The following is a 23,080-nucleotide window of genomic DNA, read 5'->3' as shown; positions in this document are numbered from 1 at the left end:
TAAAAGCGACTTGTGGTCTTTTACCTTGGTTAAGAATATAAGAAACACATTGGTCTTCATTCGAAACTTGAAAACCATGGCTTGAAATTTTGCTGAAATGAGCAAGTAGACCATCACCAGATTAAAATTAGTCTATGGACCAGATTCTAGGTGTGTTTTCTCTCTGCCTCACCGCATTTAGAGCTTGTCTAATAGCGGTATCAGCTTAGGTTACACTCTACTTATCGATATTTGAGAGATTAGACATACTTTTACTTGAGTTTAAGTTAGTATAGATTCCTAACAACGTAAGGATATGACATGTTCATCGGGTTTAAGATAATAAAAAAACAACCTGAACTTCAAAAGGACTTCACACATCAAGAATTTTCTAACCCAATTATGGAGTTTTGGAAATTTTTTGAGAATAATTCTCAGTATACGCTGTTGCGATATGAGCATGTTATTGATGGAATTCGGGCTATTTATTGTAATAAATAGCAAAGCGTTAACATCACATACCCCAGATAGATATTCTGATCCAACTCAGCGAATATTCTAATAGATAGAAGGTACGATCAGTTAACTTCTATTTTTTAAGGTTAACGCTTAGTGATCACAGCCTAGAGGATCTGAAGCAAAAATCTATTTTGTCGATATGCGGGCTGAGTCACAAAACTGATTTCATTCATAAAATTTACCCATTAAAAAACCCGCCAAAGCGGGTCATGTTTTACTCGATATAATAGCTATTACCATCGGAGCTATTAAAAACCCAATTCAATGTCGGGTAAATAATCTCACCTTTTATCAAAATATATTCAACTTTGGGACTCTGCACCCGAGTTGATTGAATTGTATTAGTCGTCTTTACTTCGGTGTAGCTTGCTTGCGCCCTTCTTTCTTTACCTTGGAAATCAATAATTGTAATGTCTTTTAGCATCAATATGCTCCAATTTAATCAATCATAGTATGCCTAGCTGCACATATATACAAACGTTAAATTATTAACAGCAGTAACTAATGAAATTCCAGAACAAGTTCAGCAATTTATTAACTACTTTAACTTACCAAGAATATCTGCAACGCGACTTGTCACTTCATCGGCACTCAAATCCTGACAGATCCAAAAGCTGTAGACTCTATCGTTTTTTACATAAATCTGCTTAACGTACTCTGAAGACTTTTTACTGTCGATCTCTCCAGCTTTAAAGTTTTTTTTATTCAAATCTACCGTCATTCCATCTAAATCACCACCAATACATAATTTCAATATCATCACCACTCAGATTGAATGCTCACCTTATCATATATACATCTGCTTTATCGGGCTGTTTGTGTAGAGCTTTGGCGAGGTCTTAGCTTAGCTTCAATAGGCAAGATGTGGTTGGTTTTTACCCCAATGCATTATCCAGCTTGATCTTCAACATTCGCTTAGCCTCTTTGAGCAATTGAGTGAGCTACTCAACTGACTGTGGGCGAATTACGACAAATCATCAGACAAGATAGCTTTCTTGCTTTCTTCGCTAGAAATACTTTTCAATAAATATCACACCTGAGTAATTGGATTTATTTAAAAATAAGATTTGTGATCTTTGTGTACTTGCCCTTGAAATTCTTGAGGTCTAGTAATGGTTTTTAAGCGATAGCAATCAACAAGTAATATTTATTTGATTTTATTTAAGAAATATTTCATAGACATATTCTTTGATTCATCTACATATCCCTACAAATCGCTCTTAGAGCTGCTGTAGTGTAAGTAAAATAACAGCGTAGTATGAGGTTTCCACAACGAAACATAGAAGATAAAAATTTCTGATTTTAAAGAGTTTTCTAAAAAAGTGACCCATGATCAATCACCACTATTACAAGCGAATGAACATACTCAGGTAAACACCCCTCAACCTACTCCACAACCAGAAGACTCTTCAAAACCAGAGGATTCACAAGAACCAGACCCAAATAATAAATAATTTATGATTATCAGTACCTTAAGATTCTTATATTGAGGTTCTGTTCATATAGAGGATAAATCAGTGCACTGATTTATTTACTATTCATTACTTTTATCACTTTGATTTATCTAGTTGCTTAATTGCATTCATTCATTGATTAAAGAAGATAGAAATAGCCTCTCAGATCTGAGGGGCTATTTTAATTTAAAGATAGCTAAGAACGACGAATTAAAATTAAAACGTATACTTAGCCATAATTCCAATACGGTTATCGCGATATTTTTCACCAGCAAAGGTTTCGCGCTGAGCATTGATATATTCTAGACCCAGATCAATTGGTGCTACAGGAGAATATATAAAATTGATCCATGTCTGTTGTACTTTTTCATTGGCTGATATATCTGTCCTACTACTCTGAGCATAGCCATTTGTATCATCAGCAAAAATTGCACCATAAGCGAGAGTTGTTCGTAAATTGGGGCGAATATAGTAGGTTCCACCGATCTGTACGGCATTAAATTCATTCTGTTCTACATTCCCATTCGCAATAGTAAAAGCGGTATTGCTCCCATAAATATAATGACTATTCCCTTTTACATGGTTGATGTCAGCTGATAGTTTTAGAGATTCAATTGGCTTATAGTTCACACCAACTGCAATCCCCCAACCTATTTTATCTGACTTTAGCGTTTCAGCTTGATATTGCTCAAGCATGGCCCGTAGCGATGTAGAACCTTTATTCTCAGAAAACTCATGCATCATTTTTGCCGTTAACACAGGCACTCGATATTTAATTGCACTGTTTGTCGCGGAATTATTGCCTTTTTCAGCAGCTAAGAAGAGTTGGTTTGTCGGTGTAACCTTGTAATTGTAACGAACTTGTGGATATTGCTTGGTGCCACCACCAATATTGGTTGAAAAGTCCATCATTTCAGGTGCATGATTGGATAGGAAGTTTGAAGTTGTTTGACCAATCAACCAGTTGTTATACGTCAAATAAGCATGACGAATGCGAAGATTATCATTACTTCCAGCAAAATCTACCTCGACTTTAGCGCCAATTTTTGCCTCTTGATTAAGCGTCGAAAAATCCAAGCCAATACGCGTGGTTTTAACGGTTGTTCTGAGTTTATCTTTGGCTTCGGCTGTACTTTTAGCTGCGGCATTAAAGTCGTTGTCAGCGCCTTCAATAATATAATTGGCATCAGCCCGCAAAAAACCATATAGATTGACATGAGTCTCTGGTTGAGTTGGTGAAAAATTAAAAACAGGCGCTGATACAGTCGTTTTATCTGTTTCAGTGGGCTTATATTGTTGTTGAATTAAAGCTCTCAATTCTTTTACTTCTTCCATGAGTTTTTGAATCTCCTCTTGATCGGTCGTTGCATTAGCAGATGTCATCATGAACAAGCTTACAGTCATTGCTAAACTATGCTGAATGAATGACGAACGATTAGGAAACACACACATGAAATACTCCTGTTGCGACTTGAGCAGTAAATTTAGATAAATTGAACCCAGCATCGAATTCAAATAAATCGAAAACGATGGTTTTAAAAATGATTTTTTTACGAGAGAGATATTTAGGATTTAAATATAACGATTCCGACCAGACAGATAGCCAAGAATACCGATCAGTATTGAGAGTAGAACAGCCATCATTAATACTGAATTCCAATTATCACTGACGCCTCGTAGTGCACCAACTAAGGTTGGACATGCCGCCGCCATGAGATAGCCTCCACCTTGAGCCATACCAGAAAGTGCAGCTGCTTGATGTACTGAACGAGAACGTAGACTCAAAAACATCAGCGCCAGTAATATCCCGCCACCAGATCCAATACCAAAGCAAAGTACCCAGAGTGTTGCCCAATTGGGAGCAAACATCAGTCCGAGCATCCCGATACACATTAATAGACCCATACTGATGGCAACTAAGCGTTGATCTTTCAGGCGGTTTACCAATGGACCTAAAATCAGACCAGGTACAATCCCTGCTAATTGCATTAAGCCATGTAAAGATCCAGATGCTTTATTGCTATAACCTGCTTCAGTTAAAATTGCAGGCAACCAGCTCACCATTGCGTAGAATAAAGCTGCATTACAGCCCATAAAAAATGTGACCTGCCAAGCAAGTTTGGATTTCCAAATATTATGAGTATGGGTTTCTGGTAGTGGGATCTGTACTTGTTCTTGAGTTTTATTATTGAGAATGAGTGGAATCCAAAACAAACAAGCGATGAAGGAAAATATGGCAATAACCATTAAAGTTGGCTGCCAACCTAAAATTTGAGCAAGAGGCACAACACTGCTCGATGCAAAAGCACCTGCTACAGCCATCGCAATAGAACATAATCCTGTGACAACAGGTACGCTGTTTGGAAAATCACGTTTGACCAGACTGGGTACCAATACATTTCCAATAGCGATACCAATGCCAATAATACTTGTTCCAATAAAAAGCATCGTGGCTGAGCCAATGGAGCGTACAACAGCACCCGCAATCACAACAATTAAGGAGGCGAAAAGAATTCGCTCAAAACCAAATTTAATTGAAAAACGTGCGGTAAATGGAGAAATAACAGCAAAAGCAATCAGCGGTAAAGTTGTTAATAAGCCTGCTGCACTGGGTGAAAGACCAAACACCAAACGTAATTGCTCAAGTATTGGCCCAATTCCCGTGATTGGTGCACGTAAACTCGATGCGACCAATAGCAAAGCGATTAGCAGAAAGATGGAACGCTCTTTATTGAGAATTGGAGGATTAGAGTTCATATTCATTTACCAAACTATATGCTATGCCGGCATGGTATGAGTGCTAAGAAATCGGATCATCAACATTCATACCGTGCAGCGGAGTTGACCGAGTTTCTTTATTAAGACTCGGTCAAAATCAAATCTTAATTCAGATTAATGGTGACCCATTTCCACTCGGTTAGGGTTTCAACATCGATATCTGTGCCTTCACGACCAAAGCCACTGTCTTTTACGCCGCCAAATGGGACATGTGGTTCATCCAGAATCGTTGGTGCATTGACATGAACCATTCCAGATTCAACCTCTTGAACAAAGCGGAATGCTTTATTGATATCTTGTGTGAAAATCGCAGAAGAGAGACCATAATTACTGTCATTGGCCTGTGCGATCGCTTCGTCTAAGTCAGTAAATGAATAAACAGATGTCACAGGGCCAAAGGTTTCTTCGCGGTACACCACCATCGATTCATTAACTCCAGATAAGATGGTCGGTTTACAACGATGGCCAATCCACTCTCCGCCCGTTAATACCTTTGCACCTTTAGCTCGTGCATCTTCAATATGATGGTGGACACGTTCACGTTGACGTGCAGAGATAATCGGCCCAACAGAAGTACTTTCATCATATAAATCACCTAAACCTAAGGTTTCAGCTTTTTTGACAAAACGGCGAAGAAACTCTTGTTCAACTTTCTTGTCAACATAGATACGGCTTGACGCCATACAGGCTTGACCCTGAAAGAAGAACTGACTCATTGCTGCAGCTTCTACAGCAGCATCAAGGTCTGCATCATCTAAAATAACCAGAGGGCTTTTACCGCCTAATTCTAAAAGTGCACGTTTCATTCTAGAACCACATAGCCCACCAATGTGCTTCCCGACTCGACTCGAGCCCGTAAACATGACTGCCTTGACCAAATCATGTGTTGTTAAGGCATCGCCAATGACAGCACCATTCCCAGTAACAACATTGACGGTTCCTGGTGGGAATCCAGCTTCATGGTAAATATCCGCAAGCAAGTTACTGATCATCGGTGCTTGTTCTGATGGCAGTAATACAACGGTATTCCCTGTCGCTAATGGAGACGAGCTTAGTTTCGCACTTTTTAATAGCGGTACATTAAATGGAGTAATTGCTGCCACCACGCCAATAGGTTGACGAGTCGTCATTGCAAAACGACCTAAACTGTCAGATGGAAGTGTTTGGCCAGAGATACGACGTGCCACACCTGCCGCTGCACGTAAACAATTGGCAGCATAGGCAACTTCGTAACGTGCTTTACCAATCGGAGAACCCACTTCTTTGACCAATAACTCTATGAATTTTTCTTCATATTTTTCCACCAAAGACGCTGCTTTGATTAAATAAACTTCTCGCTCCTTGGCAAGGGTTTTACGATAGCTTTGAAATGCAAGATGGGCACTTTGTACTGCACGATCTACATCACTTTCATCACCATCTGCAACTTCTGCAAAGACAGAGTCATCTTCAGGGTTATGATCAATAAAATACTGTTTAGATGCGGGAGCTATACGTTCACCATTGATCCATAAATCAATTTTTTTAACTTGGTTTTCAGTTGTTACAGACATTGATCTGTCTCCTGTATTGAGATTTTAGAATGATTAAAATGAATGACTATTTCGGGCATGAACTATTTGAACTACGCTCTTGAATCAGTTTGGCTCCATCAGTCTTAAACAAGAGCGTATTCTTGGCGTTATTTTGATATTGAGCCCAATTCACCAATGCATCGCCGTTTGGATTACCTGTTTTGATAAAGTTGGCCCAATAATTCACCATCGTTTTAGACAGCTCTGCTTGAGATGGATTCAGTTTGGTCAGGCTTCCATTGGCACCACGGAAGTCTTTAAAGAGATAAGCCAACTCTCCTGTATGGTATGCACCATAAGCAATAGAAATAGGCTTGATATATTGAGGCGCAGATTTGTCAGCAAATTCATAGCTGTATAAAGCTACTTTTTTAGAGAACAAGTCATTAAACTTTATCGTAGGACATACGAACTTGTATTTGCCAAGGTCCTCACTGAATGCTTGCGTATAATCAGTTAATGCATTCGGCTTTTTATTTTTGATGATATGTTTTTGGGTATTCTTACCGTACAGTCCAGTTAATGAACCAACATAGTCGTCATAATTCATTTTTCGACCGAGTGAATTTTCAATCACACCAGCAAAGAAACTACCCTCATCTGTATTAAAGCCATTAATCATGCTTGAAACATTAAACTCATTACTTTCTATCGATTGATAGAAAGATTTGTTCAAGGTTGTATTGTCGATGAAAAAACCATCATTGAATAATGAGCTAATGTCTGGTGTTAAGAACTGTTCTGTTGGTTTGCTCTTTAAACATGCACTGACCACAGAAGCATCACCTACACAATTTAGTTTTTGAGCGATGGTATGGGTCACTTGTTTTGCATCAGCGACATTTTTTAAATCAGCATGATAAGAACCACTGGCAGCGATGGCCTTTTGAAAAAGATTTTTAGACAATGGTGAGAAGATGTTGGCTAGGACACTTTGCCCACCTGCTGATTCGCCAAAGATCGTAATATTTTTTGCATCTCCACCAAAGGATTCAATATTTTTATTCACCCATTTTAGTGCGGCTTGTTGATCCATTAATCCTAAATTAATAAATGCTGCATCTTTGTTGGTCGTGCTGGGATTGTAGAAAAATCCAAATGGTCCTAAACGATAATTAATTGTGACAACAATAATGCCCTTATCAATGAAGTACTGAGAATCATACTCATTGGCAGAACCCGTTTGTAATCCACCGCCAGGAATCCAAAATAATACAGGTGCTTTTTGCTTCTTATCCAGACTTACATTTTTAGGGACATAGACATTTAAATATAAGCAATCTTCGGAATCACTTATTTTACTGAATCCACCCAAATTCGTTGTTGTTGCACAAGTATTTGCCAGATTCCCTGCATAATAAACTACGTCTAATTTTCTTTTTTCGACAGGTGCTTCCCATCGTCTTGCGCCAATTGGGGCTTCAGCATAAGGAATACCTTGAAATCGTACTAAGTTGCTTTCTGCAACACCTTGAATTTGCCCATTTGATGTATCAACGATATCTGATAATTCATAAGCATGGGTCGCTGTTATGGATAGTGTAAACAGCGTGCACAGAGATAATTTAGATAATTTCATATTTAACTCACGATAGAAATTTGAATGAGATATTCAATTAATACAAACTTTAACGACCAGAATTCTGAACAACGCCATTAAAATTTGTATTAATTGCCTTTAGTTTTCTATTAACGATTAATCCCTCGATTTGAATAATGCTGATTTTCAAACGGATGAATTTGATCTCAAAAGCATTAAAGATATTTTTATGGTTCGTACTCCAAACTGCATGAAAAGCCTCTGCCAAAGCACCTCGTCTCATCGTTTGAAACTCCTCTATACAATAAGATATGATTGTTCTGCTCAGATGCAGCTCCAATCAGGATTATCAGGGCACTGATAATATTGTCAGTATACTGATAATATTTCTTGTCGGCAAAGGATTCCTTTATCTATGAATGTAACTAAAAGTAACGAAATGTTTGGCTATGATGATGGCTATTTGGGATATCTATTGCGGAAAGCGGCTGGTGCGTATCGCTTAAAAATGGAACGTGTTTTATTAGAATTGAAAGTTACTTCAGCTCAATTCGCTATACTTTCAATTATTTATAATTGTCCTGGCTTATCAAATGCAGAAATTGCTCGTCTATCTTTACTTACGCCACAGACGGTCAATCAAATTATTTCTAAGTTAGAGTCGCAAAATTTATTAGTAAAGAAGAAACACCCGACGAATAAAAAAGTACAGCAATTAGAGCTCACTGGAAGTGGAGTCGAATGTTTTCATAAATGTAATGTCATTATTGAAGATCTAGAAGTGGAGATTAAAGACCAAATGCCACCAAACATTGAAAGTGGCGTTCGTGAATGGCTAAAGAACATTATTGAAAACTAAATGCGATGCCTAGACCAAGAGAAGAATCTATTTATCTTTCTTGGTCTTTTTCTAGAAATCATTTTAAAACGATGAAGACAATAACTTTTGACTCAGCAGGATTGCTTCTTCTTGTGTTTGGACTTGGTAGAACGATATTTTCCAGATTTTTTGATCCCGATCTAAAAACATGGGATCAACCTTTTCTTCCGCAATCTCAATCCACCCTTGTACTAAGGATAATGCTTGCGTATTTGCTTTGATCCACTGAATGGTCTGTTTCCATTGTGCTTGTGATGGCGATGGTTCATTGAATTTGGATTTTAGATCGCGGATTAATACGAAAGGTTGATTGCGTTGCAGTAACTGATCTAACTGCTGTATAAATTCAGCTAAACTACCTTGCTGAAGATGACTCACTTCCACTATCGGGAAATTTTCTAAATTTAATTCCATGCCATACTCCCAAAATTATTTAGCTGGATCAGACTGAAGTTCGTTAACTAAGCTAGGCAACACGATTGATTGTTTTGTAAGCTCTGCATAAAAATTTGCAATCTGGAATGGGAGAAACACCCTATTATTCCACTGAGGATATTCTCTATAAATCGTAGGTGATATCTTTTTAATAATCTGATTTTGGTTAAGCCCTAAATCAATTTGCTGTTTGACCAAGCTCTTTACTCGAAGCATATGTTGCTTAAATTCTTGTAAATCTTTAACTGTTGAAAGCTTGCCGTGGCCAGGTACGACAATCTTTGGCTTCATATCAATTGTTTGCTGAATCACCTTAATCCATTGACTCCCTTTCGAGTCCTCATCAGGCATGATCGGATAGAACTCTCTCTCGTATAGATCCCCCATAAAAACGACACCAGAACGCTGATCATAAATGATTTGATCACCACGAGTGTGGGCAGGCATCTCTTGTAGTGTAACCAGTCGACCTCCCAAATTCAGTACTTGCCGATTTGTGTAAGTTTGATCTGCATAACGGAGCTTTACATTTTTAAGTGCATTTTTTTCGATCTTCCCAAAAGCTCGAAACATTTTTAGGTAGTCTTCCCCTTTATCGATTAACTCATCATTTTGTTTTTTGTTAATGATATAAGTCGCGTCTTTGAATTCAGAAGCTCCAAACTGATGCTCTGGATGAAAATGGGTGGTTGTAAGATAAATCTTTCGGTTTTTAGCAATGTCTTTCGCCACTTGATAAACATTTTGACCATTGCTTTGGCCTATACCCGTATCAATAACGAGGATGGCATCCTTTCCCTCAATGATTCCTATGTTAGGTACATAATTAATATATGGGTCTGGGATAAGCCATACCCCAGAGGCAATTTGATGTTTCTTTTCTACTTGGACAATTGGTGCAGCCGTGAGCTGGTACTGAGTACGACTCTCTGTAATCTGATAGCTATTTGCATAAGCATTAAAACCGCTTAATGCTATGAGGGAAAAAGTGAGAAATTGTTTGATCTTCATTGTTTCAGTTTCCTCAATAATTTGAAGAAGTCATAGGATGAATTCATAATATGAGTAAAAGCTCACATTAGATACTCGCATTTAGCCATGGTCGAAGATATGGATATAAATTAAATAAAATCAATTAATTAAAATTTATCTCTATTTTGTATTTTTAGGTAATTTAGATATTACTCATATTTTTTGATAGTAATTATATTGATCGTTGTTTATAAAAATGAGTTAATGCTCACATTTAGGCTGTCTACTTATGACCATGAAATCAGTGTTCAAACCGAGAAAAGCACCTAGCCAAGGTCGATCAAAAGTGACTGTCGATGCAATTTTACAAAGTGCGGCAGAAATTTTGAAAGAAATGGATTATGCAAAATTTAATACGAATTTAGTTGCAGAGCGCGCTGGTATTAGTATCGGTTCGTTATATCAATACTTTCCCAATAAAGACTCACTCATTGTAGCATTGCATAAAAAGCATACGCAGCACATTGGAGATATTCTGCGAACTGTGATCGATAGCCAAAATGCCCAGACTTTAAAACAGCGAATCGAATCTTTGGTTGATGGTGTTATTGCTGCCCATTCATTTGAACCTGAGTTGCACAAATTGCTTGAAAAGAAACTCCCTTTCTTTGATATCAATAGCGTTGAAGATGAAACTGGGATTCGACAAGAAATCTTTCGTTTAGTTGAATTACATCAAGATGAAATCGTAGAAAAAAATAAACCGCTCATTGTTTGGATGATCTTACAATTATTAGAGTCACTCATTCATGCAGCAGTGCTTGAACCCCCAGTCAATGTGAAGCCGCAAGAGCTAAGAAACGCCATTATCCAATCGATATATCGTTATCTGACTAAAATTTGAATCGATCGGATATAGGTGCTTATGCGCTCTTGCCAGTTGTTTTTGAATTAGCTTCATCACAATTCAGTAATACTCAGCCAATCTCTCTATCCATCAAATATCTTTGCGCGATATGCACTGATTGATCTTGTTTAGGCTGGCATTGTAACCACGTTCCATCTGCTTGAAGCTCCCATGCTCTGCAATTGTCTTTCAAATAATTCTTTAAGCCATCTTCAATAATAAGTTTTTTTAGCTTTTTATCTTCAATTGGGAAACAACATTCAATTCGAGAGAACAGATTTCGCCCCATCCAGTCCGCACTGGCACAGTACAACTTAACTTCACCATCGTTGTAAAAATAATAAACACGGGTATGTTCTAAATAACGTCCTACGATTGAGCGGACTCTAATATTTTCTGAAAGCCCTTTCACTTGTGGTCTTAAACAACAAATTGAACGAATAATCAAATCAATTTGCACACCTGCCTGCGATGCTTTATAAAGTGCATTAATCAGTTGCGGTTCAGTCAATGCATTTACCTTGATTATGATCTGCGCTTTTTTACCCGCTTTACTATTTTCAATTTCCTGTTGTATTAATTCGATAAGTTGGGAATGTAAGGTGAATGGAGCATGGAAAAGTTTTTTTAATTTTGCCATTTTCCCCATTCCTGTTAACTCCTGAAAAACTTTATGTACATCCTCACAAATTTCATCATCACTGGTTAATAGGCCATAATCGGTATAAATTTTTGCATTGGTCGCGTGATAGTTTCCTGTGCCTAAATGCACATATCGTTTGATTCTGTCTTGTTCTCTGCGTACCACCAGAATCATTTTTGCATGGGTTTTATAACCAACAATCCCGTATACAACGACTGCACCCGCTTCTTGAAGTACATTGGCTACTTCAATATTTGATTCCTCATCAAAACGTGCTCTTAATTCAATAACGGCTGTTACTTCTTTGCCATTTCTTGCTGCTTCTGCAAGAATTTTTACGATCTCAGAGTCGGCACCACTCCGATACAACGTTTGTTTAATCGCAAGTACTTTGGGGTCATAGGCTGCGTCTCTGAGCAGCTTGATCACAGGGGTAAAGCTATCAAATGGATGGTGTAACAATACATCGCCTGCTTGAAGCACATCAAAAATTGGCTTTTTGGTATAGAGCACTTTTGGGATTTTTTGTTGGTAGGGTTGGAATCGTAATTCTGGTAAATCAAAATTGGAAATGAAACGAGCCAAATTGACAGGACCATCAACAAAATATAAATGTTCTTTCTCTAGCTCAAATTGTTCCAACAAATAATCGGCAATATGCTCAGGACAGTTTTTATTGACTTCCAATCGAACGGCGCGTCCAAAACGTCTTGCTGATAATTCTCCTTTGAGCGCAATCGCCAAGTCTTCAACATCTTCAGATACGGTTAAATCGGCATTACGTGTCACACGAAATTGATAGCATCCTGTTGCTTTCATGCCAGGGAACAAATCTGCTATATGTTCCTGAATAATCGCAGAGAGTAAAATGTAATGTTCTGAATTACCTGAAATTTGAGGTGGTAATTTGACCAATCGAGGTAAGGATCTCGGTGCCGGTACGATGGCTAAATCAATTTCTCGTCCAAATGCATCTTTTCCTTCTAAAGTCACTATAAAATTCAGACTTTTATTAACCAATCGAGGAAATGGATGTGCAGGATCTAAACTAATCGGTGTGACAACAGGTTGTACTTCATTAAAAAAATAATTTTTAATCCATGCCTTATGCTTTTCTAGGATGTCAGCATATTGGATGTAATGAACTCCATGACCTTGCAATTGAGGGAGAATGGAATGGTTTAATATTTCATATTGTTGTTCTACTGCCTCATGAACGACTTTAGAAATTTGTTGTAATACGTCCGTGAGAGGGGTCCCTTCGGGCCCTACCGTCTGAGTCGACAAATTCATTTGTTGTATTAGGCTTGCAACACGGATTTCAAAAAACTCATCCAAATTGCGAGAAAAAATAATTAAGAAATTAAGGCGTTCCAGTAGTGGATGCCCATCATCTTTTGCCTGTGCAAGCACTCGTTTATGAAACTCTAATAATGATAACTCTCGATTTATATAAGTTTCCAAACAGTGTTCCTGACCATTTGTTAGTGCATGCATAGAAGTCATGAGTTACTCTATATTTTATAAAAAGTGATTTTTCTAATACGCGATTAGACGTAAATTTTTCCATTGTTTATTTTGTGCCGATTACATTGCAGATTAATGAAAATCCCATTTGTTTATTCAATTATCTAGAATATATATAAAATCACTTACCAAAATAAATTATTAAAAAATCAATAGCATAAATTAAAACCACTAAATAAGAGTTAAGCTTACTGAATATAAATGTACATACGACATTTCTCTAAAGTTACTTGTATAATGAGCTATGATCTATTTTTAATTCTGATATGAAAAATCCCTTTTCTGACAATACCCAAATTAAAACGGTTTCTAGTTTTTCTGAGCTTATCAATAGCCATTTTCAAGGTGATATGAATGCCCTTTGCTGGTATAGAAATTTGGTTGGTGATTTTGAAGAAGTTGTGAATAAACTTGAATTAAAAGAGAATATTACAGAGGTTTCTGTTGAGAATCTTTTGGCATTACAACTTTCAGAAAAAGGCGATTTTGCAAGAGAAAGGATATTAACTGATATACAGCTACTGACTGATTTAGGCGCATCGCCGTGCCTAAATTTACTTAAAAGTTATGAGCGCGATGAAGACCTCGATTTCATTTCAACCGATGTATATTCATATCATGTGGATCGATCACCCATCGAAACTGATACTTTTTTATGTACTTATCATGGTCCTGCAAGTGATATTCTGGCTCATGATCAAGTTGAGCAAAAGATTTTGATCCCAGAAATAAGAGACAAACTCAAGAAATTATATAATGGTCCAGATGCTGAGTTTGAAACGTTCCTCTCAGAGTATTTCTTTGATTTGCATTATCAACCTAAGCCAAATGTAAACCCAGTGAATTTAGGCGTAGGACATCTTTGGCGTTTAGCAGTTGATCATCCAACGCAACAAGTCCCACCATGTGTGCACCGAGCACCTGCTGAGAAAGACGGCGAGTATAGACTGCTATTAATTTGCTAAGGTTTTACCAAATATTGATCTAGATTTTTAAGTGCCAAGCTGATGTTTGATAATAGCACTTGTTCTGAATAACCATCTCTTGCCTGTACAGATAAGCCATGTAAAACCAGCCCATAATATTGCCCTAATTGTTCAGGATCGGCATCCTCCTGCAATTGACCATCCCGTTTAGCTTGCTCAAAACGTTGAATCAGACCTTCAACACGCTGAATACGCTGCTGTTTCATCCAGACGATAAGGTCTTGATTTTCTTCACTTAATACACTTGCCGAAGAAACAACCATACAACCATACGCATGATTTGTTTGAGTGTATAACTTGATCGCTTCTTGAAATAATTGGGTCATTACCGCTTTGATATTTTGCTGCTGCAATGCTTTGACTGCAAAGCCACCTTCATGTTCTTCGTAATGTTTAACCGCCTCTCTGAAAAGCGCTTCTTTTGAACCAAATGCTTTGTATATACGCGCTGAAGCAATACCCAAAACCTCAACTAAATCTGACATGGATGTTCCTTCATAGCCATGCTGCCAGAAAAAATCCCGTGCTTTGACCAACGCTTTTTCTCTATCAAACTCTCTTGGTCGACCCGCCATAGTGCTTCTTTTTTCAAACTTAGTGTTTTTTATTATTAATCGGAAAAAAATTTTTCGCAAATAAATCAATATGATTTGTTGTATCTAAAGCCAATTTTCAACATCCATTTAAAAATGAGTTGTTTTTAAATAATATTCAGCCTATTGTTTGTCGATCGACAACTAATTGAGTTTCAAAGATGCAAACAATCAAAGGCCCCAGTATTCACCTTGCCCAATTCAGTGATGATGTTTTTCCATTCAACAATTTAGCAAGTATTGCCGCATGGGTGACGGATCACGGTTTTAAGGCTGTTCAACTGCCTGCTTGGGATAAACGATTATTTGATGTCAATTTAGCCGCAGAAAGTCAGAATTACTGTGATGAGATCAAAGGTGTTTTAGATCAAAACGGTTTGCAAATTAGTGAGTTAAGTACGCATATATTTGGTCAGTTAATGGCGGTTCATCCTGCTTATGACGCTTTATGTGATGGTTTTGCACCCTCATATTTGCATGGCAAACCAACAGAAAGAACCCGATGGGCTGAACAACAGATGTTAGCTTCGGTTCAAGCGTCTGCGCGTCTAGGGTTACATGAGATGGGAACTTTCTCTGGTTCTTTAGCATGGCCTTATATCTTTCCCTTCCCGCAACGTCCTGAAGGGCTGATCGAAACAGCTTTTGATGAACTTGCTCGCCGTTGGACTCCGATCTTAAATGCCTGTGATGAATACGATGTCAATCTTTGCTATGAAATTCATCCTGGTGAAGATCTGCATGATGGCATTAGCTTTGAAATGTTTTTAGAACGCACCAATCATCACCCACGTTGTCAGATCTTGTTTGATCCTAGCCATTTTATTCTTCAACAACTGAACTACTTAGAATACCTAGATATCTACAAGGACTTCATTCGTATGTTCCATGTAAAAGATGCCGAGTTCACACCGTCAGGTCGTCAAGGTATGTACGGTGGCTATCAAAATTGGGGAGATCGAGCTGGCCGCTTCCGTTCTACAGGTGATGGTCAAGTTGATTTTAAATCGATTTTCTCAAAATTAGCACATAACAACTATCAAGGTTGGGCAACTTTGGAATGGGAATGTTGTCTAAAAAATAAAGATGATGGCGCACGTGAAGGTGCTTAATTCATTAAACAAAATATTATCCATGTGACCGATAAAATATTTGATGACTTTGCAGCTGCACCCGTAAATCAATCACAAATCAACCAATTATTGGGCATTTAAGCGTAGAACGAGAAATAATGATGACGACGCACACTGAAAAATTATCAAATCAATTTAATCATCACTACATCCATATTGAAGCTAAAAAATTACATTACGTATCTGTAGGCAATGGGCCCGCTGTTTTACTGATTTCGGGGTGGCCACAAACATGGTATGCATGGCGACACGTCATGGCTGAGTTGGCTCAGCATGGTTATCAAGCGATTGCGGTTGATCCACCTGGGACGGGATATTCAGCTCCACTTGATGGTCATTATGATACTGGACATATTGCAGCCATTCTATCGAGTCTGATGTCCGAACTTGGACATCATCGCTATGCCGTTATTGGGCATGATATCGGAATGTGGGTTGGTTATGCACTCGCCTGCGATTTTCCTGAATCAGTCACTCGTCTTGCTGTCACAGAAGCTGTAATTCCGGGGTTGGCTCCTCCGCCCCCAATTTTTGTTCCACCTGAACAGAATATTTTTCTCTGGCATTTTATGTTTAATCAGATTAGCGATTTGCCTGAAGCTTTAGTGATGGGCCGTGAAGAAACCTATCTCAATTATATTTTTGATAAATGGTCATGGCATCGAGATAAAGTTGCTGCTGAAACCTATATAGAGGCTTATAAAGTTTCAGGGCGTTTAACAGCAGGTTTTAATTACTATCGTGCCATCCCTGAAACTATTCGTCAGAATAAAATTAGGGAAACCAAAACTTTAAATATGCCCGTATTCGCAATCGGTGCAGAGCATGCGACAAATGATGCACCTTATGAAACCATGAAAAAAGTGAGTACTCAGTTATCCAGTGCGATTGTCAAAGATTGTGGTCATTTCATTATGGAAGAACAACCAGAAGTATTTTGTTCATTGATTCTTAATTTTTTAGAGCAGGAAAAAGCAAGATGACTTTAGATATTGAAATCGAAAATTGGCTTAAGTCTCAGTCTGCATTACCCGCTGCAAACACATTCGATGAACTGAGAGCACAGGTAAATCAATCGATTATCCTACAACAAGGCGTTGAACAAGACTCATCTTATCAACACAGCTTTAGGGTGATGACTGAGGATCAAGCAGAAATTGAAGTTCGTGTTTATGTTCCTTATGTTTTAGAACATGTGCAACAACGCCCAGCGATGGTGTTTGCTCATGGTGGTGGATGGTGTCTTGGCAGCCTAGATGCATGGGACCGTGCTTGTCGTTTATTGGCTGAATCAATGGTGCAAGTGATATTCTCCGTCGACTATCGTTTAGCGCCAGAAGTTAAATTCCCAATACCATTAACCGATTTTTTTACGGCACTGTCTTATATTCAGGAAAATGCTTCGGTATTTGGTCTTGATAAAAATCGTATTGCAGTGGGTGGAGACAGTGCTGGAGCAAATATTGCAGCAGCGGCCTGCCTACTGGCAAAACAACATCCTGATATTAAAATCAGTCATCAACTGCTGTTCTACCCAGCATTAGATGCCACCATGAGTAACGCTTCTTATCAAACATATGCACAAGGCTTTGGTTTAACGACGACAACCATGGCGTATTGTTGGGATCAATATGTTAATGCTGAGGCAGACAAAGTAAATGAGCTTGTCAGCCCTTTGCTTGCGCATTCATTACAAGACTTACCTGATGCCACAATTTTTGTATGTGAATACGATCCACTTCGACATGATGGTGAAAAGTACGCAGAGAGATTGCAAGCTGCTGGCGTTAATGTGAACTTCCATTTGTTAGAAGGCATGATTCATGGGGTTATTCATATGTTAGCGATCACATCAGCTGCGAAAAGGATATATGATAAAGTCCGAATCTAAATAATGGTGTGCGTTTAATGACTTAGCCATTTTATTTGTTTAATCGTCCTATATCGATGCAGGTATAGGACGATTTACTTTCAACTCATAAGAATAAAACACGCTCTAAACCAGTTTCTTGTCTCGATAGTGCTGGATAAAGTGATCAATTTTAGGAGGAATTTCACGATATTGCTTCTTGATCGCCAGTTCCATCAATTCTATTTGGACTTGCTCTTGTGCAAGCATATAGTCTAGAAACTCACGATCTGCTTCTGTTCCTTGGGCATGGACTTGTTTTAAATCCTCCATATAAACTTTGGTTTTTGCATAAACCAGTTTAAGTAATTCATCCAATAAGAAAGATGGCGTTGAACTAATCAGTGATGCTTTTGCCTTAGTCAAAAAAGATGGTGTTGCATCGAGGCCTAACCTCTCTGCATATGCAAAATAATGTGGCGTATTGAATCGTTCTAAACTTCCATAGGCACTCCAGAAAATATATTCTTGTGTTCCCTGTACGCGATTGGCGATACGTACAATTGCGCTAAGCGCAAAAGCACGATTTTGCAATTCATAGTGAATTCCATTTAGAAACTGTTGAGACCGCATATTTATTCCTTACTCATCAGAATGAAGGTCATGTAATTCAAGGTGTTTACTGAATAATCACAGACTTAAGGTCTGTTTGTGAATAATTTCTTTGGCAGCGCGTATACCTGACTGTAAAGCACCATCTAGATAGCCACTCCATTCGGTTGCTGTTTCTGTACCCGCCCAATGAATTCGATCGACAGGCTGTCTGATACAATCGCCATAAGTGGTCATCACCCCTGGTGGCATATGTGCAACATATCCCCCTTGAGACCACTCTTCGGTGAGCCAGTCTTGTTCTATATACTCCAAAGGATGTGCTGCTTGTTGACCAAAGTAATAAACAAAATCTGCAATGACCCGTTGACGACGTGCTTCAACATCCAGCGAACTTAACTCGATTGCATAATCACCTTCGATCAAGCCTAGTAAAACACCATGATTTGCCCCTTCTGGAGATTGATCAAACACAACGCTGACAGCTCGATCTGTCGCAACCACAGCACCATTTAAGTTTTGTTGCTTCCAAAAAGCGTTGCTATAGGCCAAATGGACTTTGATCACAGCACCCATGGTCATACTTTGTAATAAGCGTTCACGCTTTGTAGGTAGCGGTGGTGTGTAATGAATTTTGGATGCAAGTACAGGCGGTGTGGCAATGATGATATTTTTTGCCTTATAGCTTTGGGTTTTACACACAACTCTGACATGATCTGCATGCTGCTCAACAGCTAAAACGGGTGAATTTAAGATTAAATGCTCTTGTAATTGATCTGCAATCAGCTTGGAAATTTGCCATGCGCCACCGATGAATTTATCTTGCTGTGCCCCACCTTCAGTTGAGATGAGAACTTCAAGTCCATGCCCTTGTCTAAAATATTCAAGGAAAAACAGATAGGACAATTGAGAGGTGTTACAACAGAAGAGTGCCCCTACGATGGTTCGCATAAAGTCTCGCGCACCGTCTGTACGCACATGCTTTAACAGCCAACTTTCAACCGACTCAGCATCCAATTGCTTCGCTTGTGCTGCTAACCAAGGTTCTCCATTCGGCAATGTTTGAGCTTCTTTATTCCAACGGCGCTCAAGTAGCGCAATTTCAAGCAGTGAAGCAATTGGGAGCTTGGGGATATTGGAGCGATATGATTTAACTAAACCATTACGACTAACCAAGCTCGCACCTTTGATAAATTGAGGATAGGTTTTGACACCCAGTTCTTGTGCCTGTGCCAATAACAGTTTTTGTTGCGGACCAACCCACTGCCCACCTAGATCAATGGTTTCTCCATAGATTTCACCTGCTTTTGAGCGCCCACCGACACGATCACGCGCTTCTAAAAGCAATACATCTTTACCCGCTTTCTTCAATTCCAGTGCTGCTTTTAAACCTGCCAAACCAGCACCGACCACGATTACATCCCAGGTTTTTTCAGTTGTTTGAGTATCCATCATTATTTCCTGCTATTAAAATTATCATCCATATTTTAATGAACGCGTTCATTAAAATTAAATTTGATTTTATGGAACGTGTTCACTAAAATCAATAGCTATGGAAAATAATCAAACAAAAGCCCCCCGCCGTGGACGTCCTCCGCGCAGTCAGGAACAAATCGAAGCCAATCGAAATGTAATTATTCAGGCGGCCAGAGACCTATTTGCAGCACATGGATACGAAGGTGTATCTATGCGTAAAATTGCAGCCCAAGCAGACTGTTTACCTGCAACGCTCTACACCTTATTTCCGAGTAAAAGACAGTTACTGCACCATATTTGGGAAGTGATTTTTTTAGATTTAATGCTTGAGCTGGAAGAATGCTACAACAACAGTCCTGAATCAGAACGACTCGAAAAGCTGTGTACTGCTCAAGTTGATTTTTGGTTAAATCGACCAAATGATTGCAGAGCAATTTTCCTCATTGAAGATCATCCACAAAATGCTGAGGAACATTATTTTGTCGATGCTTCACAAGCAGTTCCGCAATTAGAAATTTACACGCGTGCGATTAAGGAAGCACAAGCCCGTGGTGAAATACGTGCAGGTGATGCGAACGAAATCAAGAACGTTTTACTCTGTAGTATGTTAGGGATTACCTTAAGTCTAATTGGTATTCCAGAATATCCTTGGGGAAATCCGAATACTTTAAAAGAAATGACGATCAGTGCGTTGATCAAGGGATTGAGCTAAGGAAAAGATCATGGCTAAAGCAACTGTCCCAGAACAGATCCCATATTTATTCCAAACTGCGTGGAATGAGCATGATATAGCTGGCTTTGCCTCGCTATTTTGTGAGGATGCAAGTTTTGTAAATCGCTTTGGGCACTATGTAAAAGGTATAAAAGAAATTGTTGCCTTACATCGTCCTATTCATGAAACCATCTATCGAGATTCGACGCTTCAGAATGAAATCATAGAGTTGAGTCCAATTACCGATGAAGTGGTGATTATCCATTTTTGGAGCAGATTAACAGCAGGTCTAGCTCACCCTGCTGGTGTACATCAGGTAGATACTTTAATTCTTGCTGTCCTATGCAAACAGAACAGATCTTGGTTGATTCGTGCTTTAGAAAATGTGACCCTCACCAATCCGCGCACAGGGGAAGCAATCTTAAGAGATAACTAAAATTTAGAGACTACAGTTCCCATCATCAAATTGTTGGACTCTAAATCATCATTGTGGCAAAGGATGCTGTTTCGCATGTAATTTTAAAATTCGTCTTAACTCCAAAATCGCTTCTGGTTTTTCCTGAATCGAATGTCCACCTTGGATAATTTTTTCAGATAATGCCCCCTCTAAATGTGAGCTGGTATATGGCACAATCCCATCTGTCATTTTTTTGGGGTCTTGGCTTTGAGTGATATTACCAATGATTGAATGGTACGCTAAACCCTTTATTGGTTGAACATCCTGACTCATTTTCATAAATTTGGACTGATAGCTTAAATCACTTGGTCCATTTTCAATGATGCCTGAGGAAAGATTATTTTTCATCTGATGTAAATCAATCTTCTTTTCTTTGACCGCAACCTCGGCTGCAGTTAAAAACTTGCTGGGTAAATGAATAACTTTGCGTAACGCGAGTGTAAACCAGCGATCTGCATAGGCAGTACCTTTATGCGGTGTTGCAATAAAAATCACACGGTTAATTTGATCAATTGGACGGAAGATAAAGCGCTTACTGACGGCAGGTGAGAAAATAAAATCATGTGCTTTATCATTATTGATGGCTTCAACAGCTTGCTGACGGATATCACCCTGCCCCATGATCAGACGACTAATAATACCACCCATACTATGTCCAATCAGAACAGCGTCAGACATTGCGGCATCTTTAGGATCATGCATTGAAAATGCCTGTTTCAACAAAGCATAAATCTGGGCACGGCTTTCTAAAATCGGCATGTTGGTAGAGTAGAAAACCTGCCAAACCTGATATTGCTTACGTAAATTATCATCCCCTAAAATATCATTCGTCAGAGTAATCCACGCTTCGGGACTGCTTGCTAAGCCATGGACGAAGATAATAATTTTTTTATTCGGTTGATACGGCTCCAACATGAATAAATGTGGCATGCTTAACTGTTCTTTACGATCAATCAAGCTTTTGTAGCCTGTACCACCTAAATTATTTTCAGCTAACCAAAGACCATATGGTGCTGAATAATTGGCTGTTAATAAATAATTCCCACCTGCGACCTGAACCTCATCATGGCGAAAAGGATCAATCAGCTTGATTTCTAATGCAGCATCTTGAAGTAAATCTTCAACTTGGGTCTGTTTCAATGGTTGTGCTACAGCAGTAACAGATAAATATCTTGCTGTATGAATATATGGATTTTCCTGAGCAGCATAAAAGGTTTCTGGATCATAAACATAATCTGAGTTGAATGGCTGCTTATTCTTTGCAACCAACACAAATTCAGAACCAAAGCCATCTCGACGATTGACACTGTAAAATCCAGAAAAACGCATATTGTAGCTCGACTGCAGTAATTGAATATCTGTCGTTGCTAATTCTGGATAATCATCGAAATTGAAAGAATAACGATGCTGATTAATGAGCAATTGTTTTGGAAACTGACTGAATTGATAGCGTAAATAAGCCGTCGTGATTAATCGTGAAAGTGCCACGTTATAAAAAAGCCGAACCTGCGTTTGCCTCTGATCAAAAATACGTTGTTGAGGTGTATGTTGCGTTTCGAATAAATAGGCATAGCTAAAACGGATACTTTGATCAAGTAAAGTCAGTACTTGATCTAAACATTGATTTTGTTTCGTTGAATGCTGTCTTTCCAACAAGGATACATGACATCTTTTTTCTTCACTTAACCGTAAAGCCTGAGCCAAATACACTTCACTGGCTGCAGCATAACGCTGTTCATTATTATCAGTTAGTTTTTTTTCTAAAGTCTGTACACATCTATCGGGCTGATTGATACATTCATTGGCTGGAATACCAGCAAGAAGCAAGGTATTTTGTGAAGCATCACTTAATTGAGGTCTTGTTAAGATACTTTGAGTTTTATCGGTCAAGGATGCACTCAAACTTCGTTGTTGAAGTTTGACGAGCTGACAGGCAGATAAGCTGTAAAAGAGACAAAACAAAACAATGCCCTTTATTAGCGTTTTTCTATTGATTACCATGCGATACAACCTCATTCATCACGATTCAACAACAAAGCACTGAATATATATCT

22 protein-coding genes and 1 pseudogene are annotated in these 23,080 nt (G+C 38.6%); 9 read left to right on the top strand and 14 right to left on the bottom strand.

Annotated elements, in window-relative coordinates:
* Nucleotides 1-300 precede the first annotated feature (300 nt).
* Nucleotides 301-480, top strand: a complete 180-nt coding sequence (locus WA352_RS06650; protein WP_004807103.1) for a hypothetical protein — start codon at nt 301-303, stop codon at nt 478-480.
* Nucleotides 481-712: 232 nt separating this feature from the next.
* On the opposite strand, the gene WA352_RS06645 is transcribed toward WA352_RS06650, so the two are convergent.
* From WA352_RS06645 to WA352_RS06615, 7 genes are all read right to left on the bottom strand, one after another.
* Nucleotides 713-922, bottom strand: coding sequence for a hypothetical protein (locus WA352_RS06645; protein ID WP_005203623.1), 210 nt, complete (start codon nt 920-922; stop codon nt 713-715).
* A gap of 114 nt (nt 923-1,036) precedes the next feature.
* Complete coding sequence (locus WA352_RS06640) at nt 1,037-1,258, bottom strand: hypothetical protein (protein ID WP_004807100.1); 222 nt, start codon at nt 1,256-1,258, stop codon at nt 1,037-1,039.
* A gap of 910 nt (nt 1,259-2,168) precedes the next feature.
* A complete protein-coding gene (locus tag WA352_RS06635) occupies nt 2,169-3,404 on the bottom strand; it encodes a DcaP family trimeric outer membrane transporter (protein WP_336141590.1) in 1,236 nt (411 codons plus the stop codon).
* Between the two features lie 120 nt (nt 3,405-3,524).
* Entirely contained in the window at nt 3,525-4,709 is a 1,185-nt protein-coding gene (locus WA352_RS06630; protein WP_336141589.1) for an MFS transporter, read from the bottom strand.
* A gap of 125 nt (nt 4,710-4,834) precedes the next feature.
* Nucleotides 4,835-6,283, bottom strand: coding sequence for an aldehyde dehydrogenase family protein (locus tag WA352_RS06625; protein ID WP_336141587.1), 1,449 nt, complete (start codon nt 6,281-6,283; stop codon nt 4,835-4,837).
* A 46-nt stretch (nt 6,284-6,329) separates the two neighbouring features.
* A complete protein-coding gene (locus tag WA352_RS06620; RefSeq protein ID WP_336141585.1) occupies nt 6,330-7,883 on the bottom strand; it encodes a carboxylesterase/lipase family protein in 1,554 nt (517 codons plus the stop codon).
* A 49-nt stretch (nt 7,884-7,932) separates the two neighbouring features.
* Nucleotides 7,933-8,127 (bottom strand): hypothetical protein, encoded by a 195-nt coding sequence (locus WA352_RS06615; RefSeq protein WP_033132785.1) that lies wholly within the window; start codon nt 8,125-8,127, stop codon nt 7,933-7,935.
* Nucleotides 8,128-8,259: 132 nt separating this feature from the next.
* Between WA352_RS06615 and WA352_RS06610 the strand changes: the two genes are divergently transcribed.
* Nucleotides 8,260-8,703: a MarR family winged helix-turn-helix transcriptional regulator gene (locus WA352_RS06610; protein ID WP_033132786.1), complete on the top strand. Its 444-nt coding sequence runs from the start codon at nt 8,260-8,262 to the stop codon at nt 8,701-8,703.
* Nucleotides 8,704-8,766: 63 nt separating this feature from the next.
* Here the strand turns inward: WA352_RS06610 and WA352_RS06605 are convergent, their stop codons facing one another.
* The gene (locus WA352_RS06605) at nt 8,767-9,138 is read right to left on the bottom strand and encodes a hypothetical protein (RefSeq protein ID WP_033132787.1); all 372 of its coding nucleotides are present in this window, start codon (nt 9,136-9,138) and stop codon (nt 8,767-8,769) included.
* A gap of 15 nt (nt 9,139-9,153) precedes the next feature.
* Nucleotides 9,154-10,170 carry an MBL fold metallo-hydrolase gene (locus tag WA352_RS06600; RefSeq protein WP_033132788.1) on the bottom strand — a complete coding sequence of 339 codons (1,017 nt, stop codon included), beginning with the start codon at nt 10,168-10,170 and terminating at the stop codon, nt 9,154-9,156.
* A gap of 250 nt (nt 10,171-10,420) precedes the next feature.
* On the opposite strand from WA352_RS06600, the gene WA352_RS06595 reads away from it, so the two are divergent.
* Nucleotides 10,421-11,035, top strand: coding sequence for a TetR/AcrR family transcriptional regulator (locus WA352_RS06595; RefSeq protein WP_033132789.1), 615 nt, complete (start codon nt 10,421-10,423; stop codon nt 11,033-11,035).
* Between the two features lie 73 nt (nt 11,036-11,108).
* Here WA352_RS06595 and ppk1 read toward each other — a convergent pair whose 3' ends face one another.
* On the bottom strand, nt 11,109-13,187 hold the full coding sequence (gene ppk1 / locus WA352_RS06590) for a polyphosphate kinase 1 (protein ID WP_033132790.1): 2,079 nt from the start codon (nt 13,185-13,187) through the stop codon (nt 11,109-11,111).
* Nucleotides 13,188-13,474: 287 nt separating this feature from the next.
* Between ppk1 and WA352_RS06585 the strand changes: the two genes are divergently transcribed.
* The gene (locus WA352_RS06585) at nt 13,475-14,173 is read left to right on the top strand and encodes a DUF1826 domain-containing protein (protein WP_033132791.1); all 699 of its coding nucleotides are present in this window, start codon (nt 13,475-13,477) and stop codon (nt 14,171-14,173) included.
* On the opposite strand, the gene WA352_RS06580 is transcribed toward WA352_RS06585, so the two are convergent.
* A complete protein-coding gene (locus tag WA352_RS06580) occupies nt 14,170-14,769 on the bottom strand; it encodes a TetR/AcrR family transcriptional regulator (RefSeq protein ID WP_033132792.1) in 600 nt (199 codons plus the stop codon). The genes WA352_RS06585 and WA352_RS06580 overlap by 4 nt on opposite strands.
* A 179-nt stretch (nt 14,770-14,948) precedes the next feature.
* Between WA352_RS06580 and WA352_RS06575 the strand changes: the two are divergent.
* The 3 genes and pseudogenes from WA352_RS06575 to WA352_RS06565 all read left to right on the top strand — a co-directional run bounded on the left by WA352_RS06575 (nt 14,949) and on the right by WA352_RS06565 (nt 17,811).
* Nucleotides 14,949-16,001, top strand: a pseudogene (locus tag WA352_RS06575) (sugar phosphate isomerase/epimerase family protein).
* Between the two features lie 17 nt (nt 16,002-16,018).
* Nucleotides 16,019-16,903: an alpha/beta fold hydrolase gene (locus WA352_RS06570; protein WP_033132794.1), complete on the top strand. Its 885-nt coding sequence runs from the start codon at nt 16,019-16,021 to the stop codon at nt 16,901-16,903.
* Entirely contained in the window at nt 16,900-17,811 is a 912-nt protein-coding gene (locus WA352_RS06565; RefSeq protein WP_033132795.1) for an alpha/beta hydrolase, read from the top strand. Before WA352_RS06570 ends, WA352_RS06565 begins: the two co-directional genes overlap by 4 nt.
* Before the next feature lie 105 nt (nt 17,812-17,916).
* Here WA352_RS06565 and WA352_RS06560 read toward each other — a convergent pair whose 3' ends face one another.
* Together WA352_RS06560 and WA352_RS06555 are read right to left on the bottom strand one after the other, a co-directional pair.
* On the bottom strand, nt 17,917-18,402 hold the full coding sequence (locus WA352_RS06560) for a hypothetical protein (RefSeq protein WP_033132796.1): 486 nt from the start codon (nt 18,400-18,402) through the stop codon (nt 17,917-17,919).
* A gap of 57 nt (nt 18,403-18,459) precedes the next feature.
* Nucleotides 18,460-19,833: a flavin monoamine oxidase family protein gene (locus tag WA352_RS06555; RefSeq protein ID WP_033132797.1), complete on the bottom strand. Its 1,374-nt coding sequence runs from the start codon at nt 19,831-19,833 to the stop codon at nt 18,460-18,462.
* A 100-nt stretch (nt 19,834-19,933) separates the two neighbouring features.
* Between WA352_RS06555 and WA352_RS06550 the strand changes: the two genes are divergently transcribed.
* On the top strand, nt 19,934-20,569 hold the full coding sequence (locus WA352_RS06550) for a TetR/AcrR family transcriptional regulator (RefSeq protein WP_004807064.1): 636 nt from the start codon (nt 19,934-19,936) through the stop codon (nt 20,567-20,569).
* Nucleotides 20,570-20,579: 10 nt separating this feature from the next.
* Nucleotides 20,580-21,005 carry an SgcJ/EcaC family oxidoreductase gene (locus tag WA352_RS06545; protein WP_033132798.1) on the top strand — a complete coding sequence of 142 codons (426 nt, stop codon included), beginning with the start codon at nt 20,580-20,582 and terminating at the stop codon, nt 21,003-21,005.
* Nucleotides 21,006-21,053: 48 nt separating this feature from the next.
* On the opposite strand, the gene WA352_RS06540 is transcribed toward WA352_RS06545, so the two are convergent.
* Nucleotides 21,054-23,027, bottom strand: a complete 1,974-nt coding sequence (locus WA352_RS06540) for an esterase/lipase family protein (protein ID WP_033132799.1) — start codon at nt 23,025-23,027, stop codon at nt 21,054-21,056.
* Between the last annotated feature and the right edge of the window lie 53 nt (nt 23,028-23,080).

The sequence above is a fragment of the Acinetobacter sp. 102 genome (assembly GCF_037028485.1).
Taxonomy (GTDB): Bacteria; Pseudomonadota; Gammaproteobacteria; order Pseudomonadales; family Moraxellaceae; genus Acinetobacter; species Acinetobacter higginsii.
This window is presented reverse-complemented; position numbering and strand designations above follow the sequence as displayed.

Bases quoted from the DNA above. Each gene is read 5' to 3' on its own strand.
- WA352_RS06630 (WP_336141589.1), bottom strand. From the start codon at position 4,709: ATGAACTCTAATCCTCCAATTCTCAATAAAGAGCGTTCCATCTTTCTG.
- WA352_RS06580 (WP_033132792.1), bottom strand. From the start codon at position 14,769: ATGGCGGGTCGACCAAGAGAGTTTGATAGAGAAAAAGCGTTGGTCAAA.
- WA352_RS06645 (WP_005203623.1), bottom strand. From the start codon at position 922: ATGCTAAAAGACATTACAATTATTGATTTCCAAGGTAAAGAAAGAAGG.
- WA352_RS06615 (WP_033132785.1), bottom strand. From the start codon at position 8,127: ATGAGACGAGGTGCTTTGGCAGAGGCTTTTCATGCAGTTTGGAGTACG.
- WA352_RS06545 (WP_033132798.1), top strand. From the start codon at position 20,580: ATGGCTAAAGCAACTGTCCCAGAACAGATCCCATATTTATTCCAAACT.
- WA352_RS06610 (WP_033132786.1), top strand. From the start codon at position 8,260: ATGAATGTAACTAAAAGTAACGAAATGTTTGGCTATGATGATGGCTAT.
- WA352_RS06595 (WP_033132789.1), top strand. From the start codon at position 10,421: ATGACCATGAAATCAGTGTTCAAACCGAGAAAAGCACCTAGCCAAGGT.
- WA352_RS06565 (WP_033132795.1), top strand. From the start codon at position 16,900: ATGACTTTAGATATTGAAATCGAAAATTGGCTTAAGTCTCAGTCTGCA.
- WA352_RS06635 (WP_336141590.1), bottom strand. From the start codon at position 3,404: ATGTGTGTGTTTCCTAATCGTTCGTCATTCATTCAGCATAGTTTAGCA.
- WA352_RS06570 (WP_033132794.1), top strand. From the start codon at position 16,019: ATGATGACGACGCACACTGAAAAATTATCAAATCAATTTAATCATCAC.
- WA352_RS06625 (WP_336141587.1), bottom strand. From the start codon at position 6,283: ATGTCTGTAACAACTGAAAACCAAGTTAAAAAAATTGATTTATGGATC.
- WA352_RS06605 (WP_033132787.1), bottom strand. From the start codon at position 9,138: ATGGAATTAAATTTAGAAAATTTCCCGATAGTGGAAGTGAGTCATCTT.
- WA352_RS06620 (WP_336141585.1), bottom strand. From the start codon at position 7,883: ATGAAATTATCTAAATTATCTCTGTGCACGCTGTTTACACTATCCATA.
- WA352_RS06540 (WP_033132799.1), bottom strand. From the start codon at position 23,027: ATGGTAATCAATAGAAAAACGCTAATAAAGGGCATTGTTTTGTTTTGT.
- WA352_RS06550 (WP_004807064.1), top strand. From the start codon at position 19,934: ATGGAAAATAATCAAACAAAAGCCCCCCGCCGTGGACGTCCTCCGCGC.
- WA352_RS06640 (WP_004807100.1), bottom strand. From the start codon at position 1,258: ATGATATTGAAATTATGTATTGGTGGTGATTTAGATGGAATGACGGTA.
- ppk1 (WP_033132790.1), bottom strand. From the start codon at position 13,187: ATGACTTCTATGCATGCACTAACAAATGGTCAGGAACACTGTTTGGAA.
- WA352_RS06560 (WP_033132796.1), bottom strand. From the start codon at position 18,402: ATGCGGTCTCAACAGTTTCTAAATGGAATTCACTATGAATTGCAAAAT.
- WA352_RS06555 (WP_033132797.1), bottom strand. From the start codon at position 19,833: ATGGATACTCAAACAACTGAAAAAACCTGGGATGTAATCGTGGTCGGT.
- WA352_RS06650 (WP_004807103.1), top strand. From the start codon at position 301: ATGTTCATCGGGTTTAAGATAATAAAAAAACAACCTGAACTTCAAAAG.
- WA352_RS06600 (WP_033132788.1), bottom strand. From the start codon at position 10,170: ATGAAGATCAAACAATTTCTCACTTTTTCCCTCATAGCATTAAGCGGT.
- WA352_RS06585 (WP_033132791.1), top strand. From the start codon at position 13,475: ATGAAAAATCCCTTTTCTGACAATACCCAAATTAAAACGGTTTCTAGT.